This window comes from Chryseobacterium sp. FH1, assembly GCF_000735135.1.
Lineage (GTDB): Bacteria > Bacteroidota > Bacteroidia > Flavobacteriales > Weeksellaceae > Epilithonimonas.
Genome location: NZ_JPLZ01000006.1, coordinates 775,855 through 790,680 on the forward strand (window position 1 = coordinate 775,855; position 14,826 = coordinate 790,680).

The 14,826-nt window shown below is 35.9% G+C and carries 19 protein-coding genes; 9 read left to right on the plus strand and 10 right to left on the minus strand.

Translation table 11 applies throughout. The features are described from left to right. Positions 1-61: 61 nt before the first annotated feature. From IO90_RS10440 to coaE, 3 genes are read left to right on the plus strand one after another with little or no spacing between them, the layout of a single operon-like run. On the plus strand, positions 62-679 hold the full coding sequence (locus IO90_RS10440; RefSeq protein ID WP_034966225.1) for an FMN-binding negative transcriptional regulator: 618 nt from the start codon (positions 62-64) through the stop codon (positions 677-679). A 24-nt stretch (positions 680-703) separates the two neighbouring features. Next, entirely contained in the window at positions 704-1,570 is an 867-nt protein-coding gene (locus IO90_RS10445; RefSeq protein WP_034966228.1) for an MBL fold metallo-hydrolase, read from the plus strand. 3 nt (positions 1,571-1,573) lie between these two features. After that, a complete protein-coding gene (gene coaE / locus IO90_RS10450) occupies positions 1,574-2,197 on the plus strand; it encodes a dephospho-CoA kinase (RefSeq protein ID WP_051878529.1) in 624 nt (207 codons plus the stop codon). Positions 2,198-2,319: 122 nt separating this feature from the next. Here the strand turns inward: coaE and IO90_RS10455 are convergent, their stop codons facing one another. The 9 genes from IO90_RS10455 to IO90_RS18380 all read right to left on the minus strand — a co-directional run bounded on the left by IO90_RS10455 (position 2,320) and on the right by IO90_RS18380 (position 6,909). Beyond that, positions 2,320-2,571 carry a GlsB/YeaQ/YmgE family stress response membrane protein gene (locus IO90_RS10455; RefSeq protein ID WP_034966230.1) on the minus strand — a complete coding sequence of 84 codons (252 nt, stop codon included), beginning with the start codon at positions 2,569-2,571 and terminating at the stop codon, positions 2,320-2,322. 35 nt (positions 2,572-2,606) lie between these two features. Further along, on the minus strand, positions 2,607-3,560 hold the full coding sequence (ftsY, locus tag IO90_RS10460; protein ID WP_034966232.1) for a signal recognition particle-docking protein FtsY: 954 nt from the start codon (positions 3,558-3,560) through the stop codon (positions 2,607-2,609). 111 nt (positions 3,561-3,671) lie between these two features. Continuing rightward, a complete protein-coding gene (locus IO90_RS18645; RefSeq protein WP_064506456.1) occupies positions 3,672-3,827 on the minus strand; it encodes a DUF4295 family protein in 156 nt (51 codons plus the stop codon). Between the two features lie 19 nt (positions 3,828-3,846). Further along, positions 3,847-4,029 (minus strand): 50S ribosomal protein L33, encoded by a 183-nt coding sequence (gene rpmG / locus IO90_RS10465; protein WP_028123137.1) that lies wholly within the window; start codon positions 4,027-4,029, stop codon positions 3,847-3,849. After that, on the minus strand, positions 4,029-4,277 hold the full coding sequence (rpmB, locus tag IO90_RS10470; RefSeq protein WP_028123136.1) for a 50S ribosomal protein L28: 249 nt from the start codon (positions 4,275-4,277) through the stop codon (positions 4,029-4,031). Before rpmB ends, rpmG begins: the two co-directional genes overlap by 1 nt. Before the next feature lie 158 nt (positions 4,278-4,435). Next, on the minus strand, positions 4,436-4,786 hold the full coding sequence (locus IO90_RS10475; RefSeq protein WP_034966235.1) for an arsenate reductase family protein: 351 nt from the start codon (positions 4,784-4,786) through the stop codon (positions 4,436-4,438). Positions 4,787-4,861: 75 nt separating this feature from the next. Beyond that, positions 4,862-5,476: a deoxynucleoside kinase gene (locus tag IO90_RS10480; RefSeq protein ID WP_034966236.1), complete on the minus strand. Its 615-nt coding sequence runs from the start codon at positions 5,474-5,476 to the stop codon at positions 4,862-4,864. An 89-nt stretch (positions 5,477-5,565) separates the two neighbouring features. Further along, the gene (locus IO90_RS10485) at positions 5,566-6,327 is read right to left on the minus strand and encodes a hypothetical protein (RefSeq protein WP_131450862.1); all 762 of its coding nucleotides are present in this window, start codon (positions 6,325-6,327) and stop codon (positions 5,566-5,568) included. 18 nt (positions 6,328-6,345) lie between these two features. Then, positions 6,346-6,909: a DUF6759 domain-containing protein gene (locus IO90_RS18380; RefSeq protein WP_051878534.1), complete on the minus strand. Its 564-nt coding sequence runs from the start codon at positions 6,907-6,909 to the stop codon at positions 6,346-6,348. A gap of 238 nt (positions 6,910-7,147) precedes the next feature. On the opposite strand from IO90_RS18380, the gene tsf reads away from it, so the two are divergent. From tsf to IO90_RS10515, 5 genes are all read left to right on the plus strand, one after another. After that, positions 7,148-7,972: a translation elongation factor Ts gene (gene tsf, locus IO90_RS10495; protein ID WP_034968910.1), complete on the plus strand. Its 825-nt coding sequence runs from the start codon at positions 7,148-7,150 to the stop codon at positions 7,970-7,972. Between the two features lie 119 nt (positions 7,973-8,091). Continuing rightward, entirely contained in the window at positions 8,092-10,839 is a 2,748-nt protein-coding gene (locus tag IO90_RS10500; protein WP_131450864.1) for a T9SS type B sorting domain-containing protein, read from the plus strand. A gap of 149 nt (positions 10,840-10,988) precedes the next feature. After that, the gene (locus IO90_RS10505; protein WP_051878537.1) at positions 10,989-11,783 is read left to right on the plus strand and encodes a hypothetical protein; all 795 of its coding nucleotides are present in this window, start codon (positions 10,989-10,991) and stop codon (positions 11,781-11,783) included. A gap of 110 nt (positions 11,784-11,893) precedes the next feature. Beyond that, on the plus strand, positions 11,894-12,574 hold the full coding sequence (gene trmB, locus IO90_RS10510) for a tRNA (guanosine(46)-N7)-methyltransferase TrmB (RefSeq protein WP_034966241.1): 681 nt from the start codon (positions 11,894-11,896) through the stop codon (positions 12,572-12,574). Beyond that, entirely contained in the window at positions 12,567-13,061 is a 495-nt protein-coding gene (locus IO90_RS10515) for a DUF6759 domain-containing protein (RefSeq protein WP_034966243.1), read from the plus strand. Before trmB ends, IO90_RS10515 begins: the two co-directional genes overlap by 8 nt. Positions 13,062-13,117: 56 nt before the next feature. Here the strand turns inward: IO90_RS10515 and IO90_RS10520 are convergent, their stop codons facing one another. After that, complete coding sequence (locus IO90_RS10520) at positions 13,118-14,140, minus strand: glutaminyl-peptide cyclotransferase (RefSeq protein WP_034966245.1); 1,023 nt, start codon at positions 14,138-14,140, stop codon at positions 13,118-13,120. 187 nt (positions 14,141-14,327) lie between these two features. Here IO90_RS10520 and IO90_RS10525 point away from each other — a divergent pair, with 187 nt between their 5' ends. Further along, positions 14,328-14,822, plus strand: coding sequence for a dihydrofolate reductase (locus IO90_RS10525; RefSeq protein WP_034966249.1), 495 nt, complete (start codon positions 14,328-14,330; stop codon positions 14,820-14,822). Positions 14,823-14,826: the final 4 nt, after the last annotated feature.

The window sequence follows — 14,826 nt, forward strand, 5'->3', positions numbered from 1 at the left end:
GTCATTAATTGTAATTCTAAATGTCAAAATAGAATATACACTTTTCAATTTAAATTAAAATATGTTCATCCCCAAAATATACAAAAGCCAAGACCAGGAATTGATGAAGAAAATCATCAGTGAAAATGCTTTTGCGCTTTTGATTTCGGATAAAGAAAAATTATCGGCGACTCATTCGATGTTTTTGTTGAATGAAGATAATGATGGCTTTTATCTTGAAACGCATATTTCCAAAGCGAATTTTCAGGCGAAAGTTTTGAAAGATGATGATGAGGTTTTGTGTGATTTTCTCGGAGCGCATTCTTATATTTCATCGTCGTGGTACGAGAAAACGAATGTTTCAACTTGGAATTATGAAGCTGTTCAAATTCGAGGAAAAGTGAAGTTGATGAGTGATGATGAGTTGTATAAACATTTGACAAAGTTAACTTTCAAATATGAAAAAACTCAGAAATGCCCGATGTTTGTTGAAAATATGGGCGATGAAATGGTGAGAAAGGAAATGAAAGGCGCTTTTGGAATTAATATCATTCCGACAGAAATTTTTATCGCCAATAAGCTAAGTCAAAACCGAAATGAATTTGATTTTGAAAATATTATTCTTAATTTAGAGCAATCAGATTCAGCCAACGAAAAAAAAGTTGCAGAGCTGATGAAGAAAAATCGAAGTTCGCTTTAAAACTTTCTCAAAATAAAAATATTTATGAAACTATATCCGATCCAGTGTGGAAAATTTAAATTAGATGGTGGCGCAATGTTTGGCGTGGTCCCAAAAACGCTTTGGGAAAAAACAAATCCAGCAGACGAAAGAAATCTGATTGAACTTGGAACGCGTTCTCTTCTTGTGGAAGATGGCAAAAAATTAATTTTAATCGATTGTGGGCTCGGTGACAAACAAGACGAGAAATTCTTCGGACATTATTCACTTTGGGGCGATGATTCTTTGGATAAGAATTTGAAAAGATATGGTTTTGTGAGAGATGATATCACGGATGTTTTTCTCACGCACCTTCACTTCGATCATTGCGGTGGTGCAGTGGAGTGGAATGATGATAGATCCGGTTACAGACCAGCGTTTAAAAATGCACATTTCTGGACCAACGAAAACCATTGGCAATGGGCAACCGAACCCAACCCGAGAGAAAAGGCAAGTTTTTTGAAAGAAAATATTCTGCCAATGCAAGAAAGTGGACAACTGAACTTTCTACCTTTGCCAACCACGGGAAATTATGGCTTTGCGCCAGACTTGAAAATGGATGTCATTTTTGTGGATGGTCACACGGAGAAACAAATGTTGCCAGTTCTGCAATATCAAGAGAAAACCATTGTATTTGTGGCGGATCTGATTCCGACTGCTGGTCACATTCCGCAGGTTTATGTGATGGGATATGACACGCGACCACTGTTGACAATGGAGGAAAAGGGAAAATTTTTGAAACAATGCGTGGACAATGACTATCTTTTGTTCTTCGAACACGATGCACACAACGAATTGGCGAGTCTGAAGATGACGGAAAGAGGCGTGAAGCTGGATCAGACTTTTAGTTTTAATGAAATTTTTGGATATTAAATTATGGACATACAAGATATAAATCAAAATCAGGAAGACATTCCTCCTCCCAGGATCATTGGGTTGACAGGCGGCATTGGGTCAGGAAAAACTTCCGTTGCAAAATTGCTGGAGGAGAAAGGTTTTCCGGTTTACTATTCGGACGATGAGGCAAAAAATATTGTCAACAAAGATTCTGAATTGAAGGAAAAAATCATAGCACTTCTAGGCCAAGAAGCTTATCAAGATGGGAAATACAACAGAAGATTTGTAGCGAAGAAAGTCTTCATCGATTCTGAGGTTTTGAACGAACTCAATCATTTGATTCACCCAGCGGTTAGATTGGATTTTGAAAAATGGGTAAGTTCCCAAACTTCGGAATTCATTTTCAAAGAAACGGCGCTTTTGTTTGAACTTAATCTGCATGAGCAATGTTACAAATCTCTTTTGGTAACGGCAGATGACAATCTAAGAATCAAAAGAACGATGGATCGCGACAATAAAACCTACCGAGAAATTGAGGCGATAATGCACAAGCAAATGCCAGAAAAAGATAAGATAAAACTGGCGGATTATATCATTTACAACAATTCGGATTGGGAAAATCTACAAAGCGAAACAAATGCTTTCCTTGATAAGTTGCATTAATCTCCATTGTTGTATGACCAAAATCTAATTACAATTTTTTTATAAATACACTCACAAAAAATGCGTCAAATTTTGACGCATTTTTTAATAATTTCAGATTTTGTTGTAAATCTAATATCACTTTATTTATTTGTAACCATCCTGTATAAAAACAGTAATAGTACAGAACCTCCAATTGCAACAAGGAAACTAGAGAAATTGAATCCAGATACATCCACGCCCAAGAGCATAGAGCCTAACCAACCTCCGAGCATTGCGCCTAAGATTCCAATAATGATTGTTACTACCCAACCTCCAGGATCATTCCCTGGATGAATTGCTTTTGCGATTGCTCCGGCGATAAGACCGAAAATAATCCATGTTAAAATACCCATAGTTTAAATTTTTTAATGTTAATAGTGTGATTTGTTTATCTCTTTCTAAAGAATGAGTTTACAAATTCCATACCATTAAAAATTTGAAGGTCTTGCATTTTTTCACCAACGCCAATATATTTTACAGGGATTTGAAATTGATCAGAGATGCCAATCACAACGCCTCCTTTTGCTGTTCCATCTAACTTTGTAACTGCCAGTGCAGTAACTTCTGTTGCGGCAGTAAATTGTTTTGCCTGTTCAAATGCATTCTGACCAGTTGAGCCATCCAAAACCAATAAAACTTCGTGAGGCGCATCCGGTAAAACTTTTTGCATCACACGTTTTATTTTCGAAAGTTCATTCATCAAGTTCACTTTGTTGTGAAGTCTTCCTGCGGTGTCGATAATGACAACATCAGCATCCTGAGCAACCGCAGATTGTACGGTATCAAATGCCACAGAAGCGGGATCTGATCCCATCTCTTGCTTTACGATCGGAACGCCAACTCTTTCGCTCCAGATTACCAATTGATCTACAGCGGCCGCACGGAAAGTATCTGCCGCACCAAGAACCACGTTCAGTCCTTGAGATTTGAATTGATGAGCAAGTTTCCCTATCGTAGTTGTCTTTCCAACACCGTTGACGCCTACAACCATGATGACGTAAGGTTTTTTACTAGTATCAATGTTATCCGTATCAAGATGTGGATTGTCTAGTAGTAGCGCAGAGATTTCTTCTTTAAGAATTTCGTCAAGTTCGCTTACGTTAACATATTTATCTCTTGCAACGCGTTCCTCGATTCTTTTGATAATCTTGATGGTCGTTTCTGCGCCTACGTCGGAAGCGATGAGAACTTCTTCCAGATTGTCAAGCACTTCGTCGTCCACTGTGTTTTTGCCGACAACGGCTCTGGATATTTTATCAAAAAAACCTTGGCTGGATTTTTCCAATCCTTTGTCAAGTGTTTCCTTATCTTCTTTTTTGAATATTTTTTTAAACCAACTCATTTGATGTATAAATGATTAATGATAATCGATAAATGATTTTACTGGAAACAAATATAACAAAAAAACTACCCTTAAAAAGAGTAGTTTTCTATATTGTATCCGGTTGAGAGATTATTTTTTAAGATAAGCTTCAACTTCGTCAGCGTTCATTACTTTTTCTTCAAAAACGTAAGCTTCAGATTTAGAAGACTTCACCATTTTGATAACTTTGGTCATTTTTTTTGATCCAGCACCACCTTGAAGCGTTGCTACTACTTTTTTTGCCATTGTAAAATATCTTTATAGATTACTTAATTTCTTTGTGAACAGTATATTTCTTAAGAACTGGATTGAATTTTTTAAGCTCCAATCTCTCTGTAGTGTTCTTTTTATTTTTTGTAGTAATGTATCTTGACATTCCTGCTACACCGCTTTCTCTATGCTCAGTACATTCTAGAATTACCTGAACTCTGTTACCTTTTTTAGCCATTACTTAGTAGTGTTTTTAATAAATCCATTTCTAGCTGCTCTTTCAAGCGCCTCCTCGATACCAATCTTATTGATAATTCTCAATCCGTGTGCAGAAACTTTCAGGGTTACTGATTTATCTTGCTCAGGAAGAAAAAATTTCTTCTCTAGTAAATTAATTTCAAAACGTCTTTTCGTTTTGTTATTAGCGTGGGAAACGTTGTTTCCTACCATTGCACGCTTACCTGTTATTTGGCAAATTCTTGACATATCTCGATGTTCTTTTGACTAATGAATATTTGAGAGTGCAAAATAAAGGATTATTTTCCGGATAGGCAAATTATTTTAAAAATAATTCATAAAAAAACAGACGTGGAATATTTAATAATTCATATTTCACGTCTGTCTCTATGTTTCTTTATTTTGTCTTAATTCTCGATAAAGAATTTTACGTTTTCCAACGGATTTCCCGGCATTGCGATCTTTCCTTTGATCAGGATAGGGCATTGTATCAATTCGGGATTCAAGGCGATGACTTCCAAGGCTTGCTCGTCATTCACAGATTCGGAGTCTGAGAAATATTTTTTGAATAGCTCTGTAGAATGTCTCAAAATCCGGCTTGGATTTTTGTTGAGTTTTTTGAAAAGTGTTCTCAGTTCAAAAAGGCTCAATGGATCTTTCTTGATATCGATGATTTGAAATTTGATATCGTTCTCGTCCAGATATTCCAAGATGGCTTTGGACTTTGGACAGCTGTTGTTGTGGATTACTTTTATCATAACGGTGATGCTTTCAATTATAACTTTGGCGATTGTAATTTTTCAGATTTGTCAAACTATTTCGCCAAAAATAATTTAAAACAAACCGTTCAACTCTGCATCAATTCTTTCTAATATGTAACCGAAATCTTCCGGTCTTTCTACAAAATCCAGATCATCAACATCAATAATAAGAAGTTTCCCTTCCTTGTAGTTTTCTATCCAGCTTTGGTATTTGTTGTTCAGTTTAGATAGATAATCTATGCTGATTCCGGCTTCATATTCTCGTCCTCTTTTGGAGATTTGTCTCACCAAAGTAGGAACGTCTGCTCTGAGGTAGATTAGCAAATCCGGTGCCGAAACGAAGTCTTTCATCAATGAAAAAACTGATAAATAATTGTTAAAATCACGTTCGGAAAGGAGATTCATCTCAGCTAGATTTTCTGCAAAAATGTGTGCATCTTCATAGATCGTTCTGTCTTGGATCACGTTTTTTCCACTCTCACGGATTTCCTTCACCTGTCGGAATCTGCTTCCCAAAAAGTAGATTTGAAGTGCAAAACTCCATTTTGACATATCACCATAAAAATCGTCCAAATAAGGATTGTGATCCACGTCTTCGAATTGTGCTTCCCAATTGTAATGTTTTGATAACATCGTCGTGAGGGTTGTTTTTCCGGCTCCAATATTTCCTGTGACAGCGATATGCATTTCTAATTATAATTGATAGGTGATAATTGATGAATGATAAAATTGATAAACCGAAATTTTTAAATCATTTATGAATTATCGATTATCATTTATTTGGTGTAAAGATAAAGTTTGTCTTTTATGAGTGCCAAAAATCCAGAGTTATTTTTATCCACAATTTTTGCGCTTTCGTTTTGGAAGATTTGAGTAAGGTCTTTGCCGTCGAATTTGTGGATGCTTTGGCTTCCGAAGATCCAAATATCATTGTTGAATCTTCGAAGTTTTTTCGCATTGGAAATAGGCGTGGAATAGAGTAGTGTGGACTTTGTGCTGTAAACTTCGAACGTGCTTTCGCGGAGAATATAGACTCTGTTGTTATACACCAAAAAATCTTTGAGCGAAGTCAGATCGATGTTGAAAGGAAAAGAGCTGATCGTGGAAGTGCTTCGGAAATTGTATTGGATCAAGGTTTTGTTGCTCTCATCTATCATCCATGCAAATTGTAGATCCTCTGCATAAACAGCTTTGATGAAACCGAAATTTAAACCCAGATTGATTTTCTGGATCTCATTAAGATTTTGGTCAACAAATTTGATTTCCTGAGCATTTTCAGAAAACATGACGATATTCAGCGGATTTGTAACGCTTTGAATTTTGTAAGGGAAAGTCAACATCAGTTTTCCAAGTTGATTTCCGAGTGAATCGTATTTTGTAAAACTAAGATCTTTGTTCTTATAAAGATAGATGCTTCCGTAGTCATCGCCTAACATTTCCTGAACGTCTTTGGTGTTCAAAGAATCGACGCCGATTTTCTTCTGAGAAAAAAATAGGGATGAAACCAGAATGAGAGTAATTGAAAAAAACTTCAGCAAAGTATATTTTTTGGGAGCTTATCTTTTTCCGCCATTTAGCGTAATGATCACGTCTTTTGTGAATGCTTTGTTTTGATTGTAGGCCGCATCGCAGATGGATGTCGTTACATTATAACTTCCCTTGTCCACCAAGATGTAGTTTTGTCCGTTGGCCGGAACAGTCAGGTTGTAAAATTTCTTACCACTTATTTTGATGATCAGGTTACACTGTGATTTGTTCACAAATTGTACGATTGCTTCTTTCTTATTTGGATTGTTACTGAAAAGGCTGGTTAGAACGGCCGCTGTATTTTTTGCTTGTTCCGATGGTTGACCTTTAGTAGATGATGTTCCAACGGTTGAGGTTCTTTCGATCCTGTTTTCCGTCATTTGGCTCACGCTTGGTTTTGCAACCTGGGAAGTTCCGCCATACTTTAGAGAAAGTGCTCTTTGTCTTAATTGAGGAACGGCGGGATGGTTTGGGTTTGCTTTGATGAACTTCTCAACTACGGCTCTGTCTGTTGTTTGCTTGGCTTCAAAAACGCTCTGTGAAAATGCAGAAATACCAATCGTGATGCATAAAAGTAAAAATATCTTCTTCATTATAATAAATATCGTTGTGGTCTTTAAAACGTAAAAATAAATTAAATCTTGTTAAATGATGTGAAATTTCTCATAATAAATTAGAAGTTCACCAATTTTTATTTAAGAAAAGACAGTCTGGCTTTGCATTTAATTAAGAATAATAATGTGCATTATTTTTTTATAAAAATCACTATATTTGCACGCTGAAAAACGTGAAAGCGTAAAATCAAAACAAATAATAAAAAATAATTTCATTATGTATACACCAGTAGCTGCAGATGTAGCAAAACTAAGAAACACCACAGGTGCAGGAATGATGGATTGCAAGAAAGCTCTTACAGAAGCTGAAGGAGATTTCGAAAAAGCAATCGACATCCTTAGAAAAAAAGGACAAAAAGTGGCTGCAAACAGAGCAGACAGAGATTCTTCTGAAGGTGCAGTTATCGCAAGAGTAAACCAAGACAACACATTGGGAGCGATCATCTCTCTTAACTGTGAGACTGACTTCGTTGCTAAGAATGATGCTTTCGTAGAATTGGCTTACGAATTGGCTGAGCAAGCTGTTGCATATTCTAACAAAGAAGAGTTTTTGGCTTCTGACTTCCACGGACAATCTGTTGCTGATAAATTGATCGAGCAAACTGGAATCATCGGAGAAAAAATCGAGATCGGTGCTTTTGAAAGTATCCAAGGTGCGTTCTTAGGTGCTTATATCCACGCTGGAAACAAAATTGCTTCTATCACTTCACTTTCTGCAAAAGTAGATGGGGCTGACGAAGCTGCAAAATCTGTTTCTATGCAAGTTGCTGCAATGAACCCAATCGCTCTAGACGAGACTCAAGTTTCTCAGGAAACTATCGACAAAGAATTGGAGATCGAAAGAGAATTGTTGACAAAAGAAGGTAAACCTGCAAACATCATTGATAATATCCTTAAAGGTAAAATGCAGAGATTCTACAAAGACAATACTTTGGTACACCAGTCTTTCATCAAAGATGCTGGAATCAGTGTTGCTGACTATGTGAAGTCTGTGAACGGAGATCTTAAAGTAACAGGATTCGTAAGAGTTGCTCTTTCTTAATTGAGATTCAAATAAATAAATTAAATCCTGCTATATTTTTATGGCAGGATTTTTTTGTGTTTATTATGGAATTTCGAAAAATAAAATAGACTAAATTTGTCGTCCTAATATTTAATATTTTGAAAAAGAGCTTTCGATTCTTATTACTTTTTATTTCGTCATTATTTTTTGCACAGATGGATGTGGAGCATTGGTTTGCGCCTATGGCCAATAATTACGGATCGTCGAGTAGTAATTATCAAGCAGTCTATCTTTCTACAAAAGAAACAACACCTTTTTTAGTTGAAATCTACAGTGCTGGAAATCTGATAGGAAATGAAACGATAGCCAAGGGAAGTCCAGCAGTTTTTAAGATACCAAAACAATACATTGTTACAAATGAAGATAGTGATAGATTGTCTGTTCTGAATAAAGGCTTGCACCTCGTTGGGTCTAAAAAGTTTTTTGCGAACCTTAGATTTTCCGTTACGAATCATGCAGAGATTGTAACATCTAAAGGTTTGGGTGGCTTGGGAGAGCTGTTTTATCTTGGGATGCCCGAAGTGAATTTGGGAAGTCCCACTGCGAATTCTAATCATACGGCAAGTGTAATTGCAACCGAAAACTCCACAACAGTTACATTGTCAGGATATGATGCTGGTCTCGGTTTTACAAACGATTATGCACCATCTGCAACCAAAAGTGTAGTTCTCAACAAAGGAGAATCTTATATTTTTGAGATTAATAACAGTAGAAGTCAAGATTTTAAAAGAGGTCTAATTGGTTCAAAAATAGAAAGTGACAAACCTATAAGTGTTTCTAATGGTAGCTTTTCTGGGAGAATTGCTGATACTGGTATAGATATATTTATGGATCAGTCCATTCCGGTTAGTAAAACGGGACAAGAATTCATTGTAATGAATGGGAATGGCAATCTCAATTCTCCAACGCCATCCATAATGGAAAAGACACTCGTTATTGCAACAAAACCTAATACAAATGTTTTTTTAAATAATAACACAACATCAACTCCTGATCATACTTTGGCAAATGCTGGTGATTTTGTTTTCGTGGACAGTAATAAATATTTCCCCGTTGTGCCGACAGATAACATATTTGGGCTTTATGTACGAACTTCGGAAAATGTTTATGTATACGAATTATTGGCCGGAAGTTCTGCTAATGAAGAGGCTTCAGGTGGTATGAATCTTATTCCGGCCTTGTCTTGCTTCCTTCCGAGTAAAATTGATGAATTGAGTGCTGTTGATGAAAATGAAGTGAGTACGAATTTTGGAACGTTTGTAAAACATGATGTTAAATTAAATATAATAGCACAAAAAGGAGCTGATGTTTATGTGAATGATTCCAAAACAGGTTTGCTTGGTCCCTATCCTGTTTTAGGAACTGCCGAATGGGAATTGTATTCTGTTCTTGCTGTAAAGGATGATATCACAGTTGAATCTAAAAACGGTAGTGCAATAACAGCTGGTATTGCTGGTGGCTCTACTAATGTAGGATTTGGAGGTTACTTTGCAGGGTTTAGTTCAGTTCCTGCTATTGCGAAAGTTGGAGATTGTGCCAAGGGGCAGGAGTTGGTAGTGGACGATATTTATGATCTTTATGAATGGACATACAGCCCAGATGATACACTTGGTTCTTATGTTCCTTATCCTGGATCAACTTATTTTATAAGTCCAGGTTTGAAATTTGGTTATTACAAGTGTAACGTAACCAAATATTCTTGTCTTCCCGCAAGAGAAACCAACGAGTTCAAATATTTGAAATGTGCAGAGCTTACTACCAGCAGTCCTTATACAATAGGAAACTGCATGAGTATTCCTACTATTGTGCCTACTTTTACCAAAGCTTCTGCAGGATCAATTGATGTTTCAAGAACATTTATTTCGCAACATCCGGCGGGAGGCAGAGCATGGGTAGATAAGGCTACTGGCAATGTTTACTTTGATGCAGAAAATACCAGTTTGGAAAAAGTTACTTTCAAATATTATTTTGAGAGTTTTGGAACTTTTCCTGATTCAGAAGAAGTGACGGTAACTGTTGATATTGCCCAAATAAAATTGACAAATATATCAGATGTTCAATGTGTTAATTTTGATGGAAAAGGAATGTACAACCTGAAAGATATTTTTGAAAAACCAATCAATCAAGACGTTACCTATGATAAATATGAGTATTTTAAAGATTCTGCACTGACACAAAAAATACCAGTTTCAGACCTTGAATATTACAAATCTGAACCTGACAAAACGGTTTATGTAATAGTTACAAATATCTATGGCTGTAATAACAAATCCAAACCAGCACAGATTCTCCTTAAAACCTTTGAATTGCCCACTATTAATACAATTGATGTGGAAGGACAATATTCTGTAACAGTAACTGTCAGCAAAGGAAATCCACCTTATTCATATTATCTTAAGAAAGATGGTGATTTAGACTATCTACCCGCTGATTCAGATTACAGCACACCCACAAACAGTTCTTCCTATACACTACCTATAAAAGATGGCAAAGGAACTTATACTTTATATGTAAAATCAGCGGATGATTGTAATCCAGTAGTTCAGGTATTTGCTGTTATCGAAATTCCTAACGTCATCACACCTAATAATGATGGGAAAAATGATAACATAGATATGTCTATGCTTTCTTACAAGCTAAATCCAAAATTTCAAATATTTGATAGAAATGGAAAAAAGCTTTTCGAGGGAAATGCTGTTAATCATTACATTTGGGATGGTAAAGAAAATGGAAATCCACTTTCGACAGGAACTTACTGGTACCTTCTTCAATGGCAGGACTACGAAGGTGCGCCACCAGATACATTGACAGGTTGGATCCTCCTCAAAAACAGAAACTCAGACTAATCAATTTGTTTTTAACAATTGTTTTAGAAAACAGATTATTATTAAAAGTACTTAACAAAAAGCCGACAAAGTTTAATAAAATTTTAACCTTATCAGCTTTTTTTTGTGCGTATTCTCTATTTTATTCTCTATAAATTTGCCGAATAATTATGAGGAACATTTTTACCATTGCGCTATTGTTTTGCCTGTCGTCTGTTTACGGACAGGAATTGCAGGGCGAGATTTTTATCAGAGATAAATCCAGTCTGTATCTCAATCAGGTTTACGTTACCAATATCAATGCGCACAAAAGTGTTGTTGCAAATTATAACGGCGAGTTCAAAATTGCTGTGAAAGAAGGCGATATCCTCAGATTTACATCCATCGCGACGGAGAGAAAAGATATCGAAGTGACTGCTCAAATGTTGGGAATGCGAAAAAACTTCATCGAGTTGCAGATTGCTTACTATGAGATTCAGGAAGTGATCATCAGCTCTTTCAAACCGACTGGGAATCTTAGACGAGATGTTGCAATGCTGAAAGGTTCCGAAAAAGCATTTGAACTCCGAAAAATGATTGGACTTCCAGAACCAAAAGGCGATGGCAATTCTCCGGAAATCCCTGTAATGTCTTTCAACCAAGGTCTTAGTTTTAGTATCGATAGTATTTTTGATTTGATCTCTGGTGAGAAGAAGAAAAAAGAGCGCTATTATCAGTACGAGAGAATGGCAAAAAACATCAAAAATCTTCAGGATTATTATGGTGACGATTATTTTGTGAAAATGAAAATTCCAAAGGAATTAATTCCTAATTTCCTTCAATTTGTCTACAGTTCGGATAATATTACGGACTATTTGGCGAATAATAATTACGAAGCAGCGAAAATTTATATCGAAAAATATCTTCCAATTTATCTTCGCAGATTGCAAAACTCTCATTTGATGCAGGTTACATCTCAAAATTGATAAACCTTATTTATTTTTATTAAATCTTAAATAAATCTTAATTATTTTTGTGACTTCAAGATTAATCTTTATTTTTATTGCGGTTTTAAAACAAAGAGAAAACTGACTTAATGGGAAAGAATAAAGCAGCAAGATTCCGAGAGAACAAAATTTTACCAAATGTGATCCAACCGACAAGAGAAGAGGCGATCAGTAATTTTGAACACAAGGGAAAATGGAACGAATTTTTTGGTAACGATAATCCAATTGTTTTAGAACTTGGTTGCGGAAAAGGTGAATATTCCGTTGGACTAGCAAAATCTTTTCCAGATAAAAACTTTATCGGCGTTGATATCAAAGGTGCAAGATTTTGGTTTGGAGCCAAAGAAGCTATTCAGGATGATCTTAAAAACGTAGCATTTCTTAGAACTCAAATTGAATTGATCGACAATCTTTTTGCAGCGAAAGAAGTTTCCGAAATCTGGATCACCTTTCCAGATCCACAAATCAAATACAGAAGAACCAAACACAGGTTGACCAATCCGGAATTTCTGAAAATGTACAGAAGCATTCTGAAACCAGACGGTGTTATGCATCTAAAAACAGATTCTGAATATTTGCATGGTTACACATTGGGACTTTTGCAAGGTCTAGGTCACGAGATATTGACTGCCCATCACGACATTTACGGTGCTCCGGAGTATCAGCCAGATACGCCATTGCTTAGAGATATTAGAACTTATTACGAGGATTTATTTTCATCCAAAGGAAAAACCATTACTTATATCAAATTCAGATTGAAAAATGAATAGAATTTTTTTGCTTCTTCTTGGTGGTTGCTTAGTGAGTTGTGCATCTACCCAAACTCTTTCGCCGGTTTTCGGAGGTTCAAATGCCAGCGTCATGTTGGAAACCAATCACATGAAAACAAAGCATGTTCGATTACCCATCGAGAACAAAGCAATCTCATTGCTGAATCAACTTTTCAATTCTGATCCTTCAAATACAAATATGGTTTTGGTCATTAATAATGATTCTGACTGTGATTTCACAATGAACATTGTAGGAGATACAAGTCACAGCATTCCAGTGGGCTCCAAAAAAACAGAAAGCGTTGTTCTTCCGCAGGGAGATTATGAGATGAGTTCCAATGTTTGCTCAAGCCAGTATTTGTCCCGTAAAAAGCTAGTGGAGAATACGCAAGTTGTTATCAGGCATTCTGTTATTAATACAACTTCCAATACGCCATTCAAGTTAGCAGACAATAATAGTTCAGGTAATAGTAATGTAACAAAATAAAAAAGAAGCTTCATTTGAAGCTTCTTTTGTTTTATCATTAAGGTTTATTCTGAGAATTATTTAATTGTGATCTCGTAGATTTTATTCCAGTTCTTTCCTGTTACCAACATATTGTCACCTTTGAAAGCGATTCCGTTCAGGACATCATCGTTTCCGCTTGTATTTTGCTTTGCAATGTTGGTAAGGTCAATGATTCCTATGACTTCTCCGTTTGCAGGATTGATCTGTAGAATGATTGGTTTCTGCCAAACGTTGGCGTAGATAGAGCCGTTGTGATATTCCAATTCGTTCAATTGATCATAGCCTTCTGTGTTGCTTGCAACTGCAATCGTACGCAGAACTTTTGAAGGATTTTCTGGATTGATGAAATATAGATTTTTGGTCCCATCGGACAAGATCAGTTCTTTCCCGTCATAAGTCAATCCCCAGCCTTCGCCTATCATATTGTCGTAAGGGAATTCGCTCACTAATTTCAAGGTGTTTTTATCATAAATAAAACCTTTCTTGTTTTGCCAAGTTAATTGATAGACTTTATCACCAACTATTGTACTTCCTTCCGAGAAATATTCTGCAGCTTGTGGAACGCTGATGATAGGTTCTGTTGATCCAAGATTATATTTTATGATTCTAGATTGTCCCTGTTGTCCGTCAGATTCATAAACAGTATTGCCTTCTAATTGGAAACCTTGTACAAAGTTTTTGGGATCGTGTGGATATTGGTTTATAACCTCATAAGATATTGTTCGGGCTTTTGCTTTTGCAAAAACATTGATGGTTGCATCTTGTTGTAACGTTTCACCACTTTTTGTTTTAATGTTAAAAGTGACGTCATTTTCACCTAAAGTAAAAAAGTTTGGGTCAATTGCCAGGTTATTGCTTTCCTTGTCTCCAAAACTAATGGTAATCGCTTCCGCATAATCCAAAACGTCTTGTGGGATTTGAAGTTTATCACCAAAGTTGTACCCTTTGTTTTGTTGGCTTAGGTTGTAATCATTCAAAGAATTAAGAATGTCTTTATCTTTATTACAGCTCACCAAGACCAAAAATGTAAAGGCAGATGCTAAAAAAATCTTTTTCATGTGTAGATTCTAATCGGATTTTATTTAAAATTAATTTTTTATGTTTCAATTTGTATCAATCAAACTCCAAACTTCAAAGTCTTTTAGCGTCCAAACTCCATAAACTTTGCCAAAAATACAAATTATGAGAACTAACATATCATAATTTTTTCTTAATTAAACATAAAAATGTAGTTTTGTAGATATTATGATTACGATAATTGCAGCAATAGGAAAAAACAACGCATTGGGCAAAGACAACCAACTGCTTTGGAAACTTCCAAAAGATCTGAAACATTTCAAATCGCTTACCGAAAACCATCCCATTGTTATGGGAAGGAAAACCTTTGAAAGTATTGGCAAGCCCTTACCAAACCGAACCAACATCGTGGTAAGTAGAAAAGAAAATTGGTTCTCGGAAGATATTCTGATTGTTTCAAAACTGAAGGAGGCAATCAAATTTGCAAAGAAAATTGACGAGGATGTTTTTATCATCGGTGGAGGCGAGATTTATAATCAGACAATGGAATTAGCCGATCGATTGGAAATCACTTTTGTGGATGAGGATTTCGAAGCTGATACCTTCTTTCCAAAAATCGATTTGAAGATCTGGCAGAAAACTGATGAAGAATTCCACGAAAAAGACGAAAAAAACAATCATAACTTTTATTTCCAAACCTACGAGAAAATCAACAAAGACTAATACA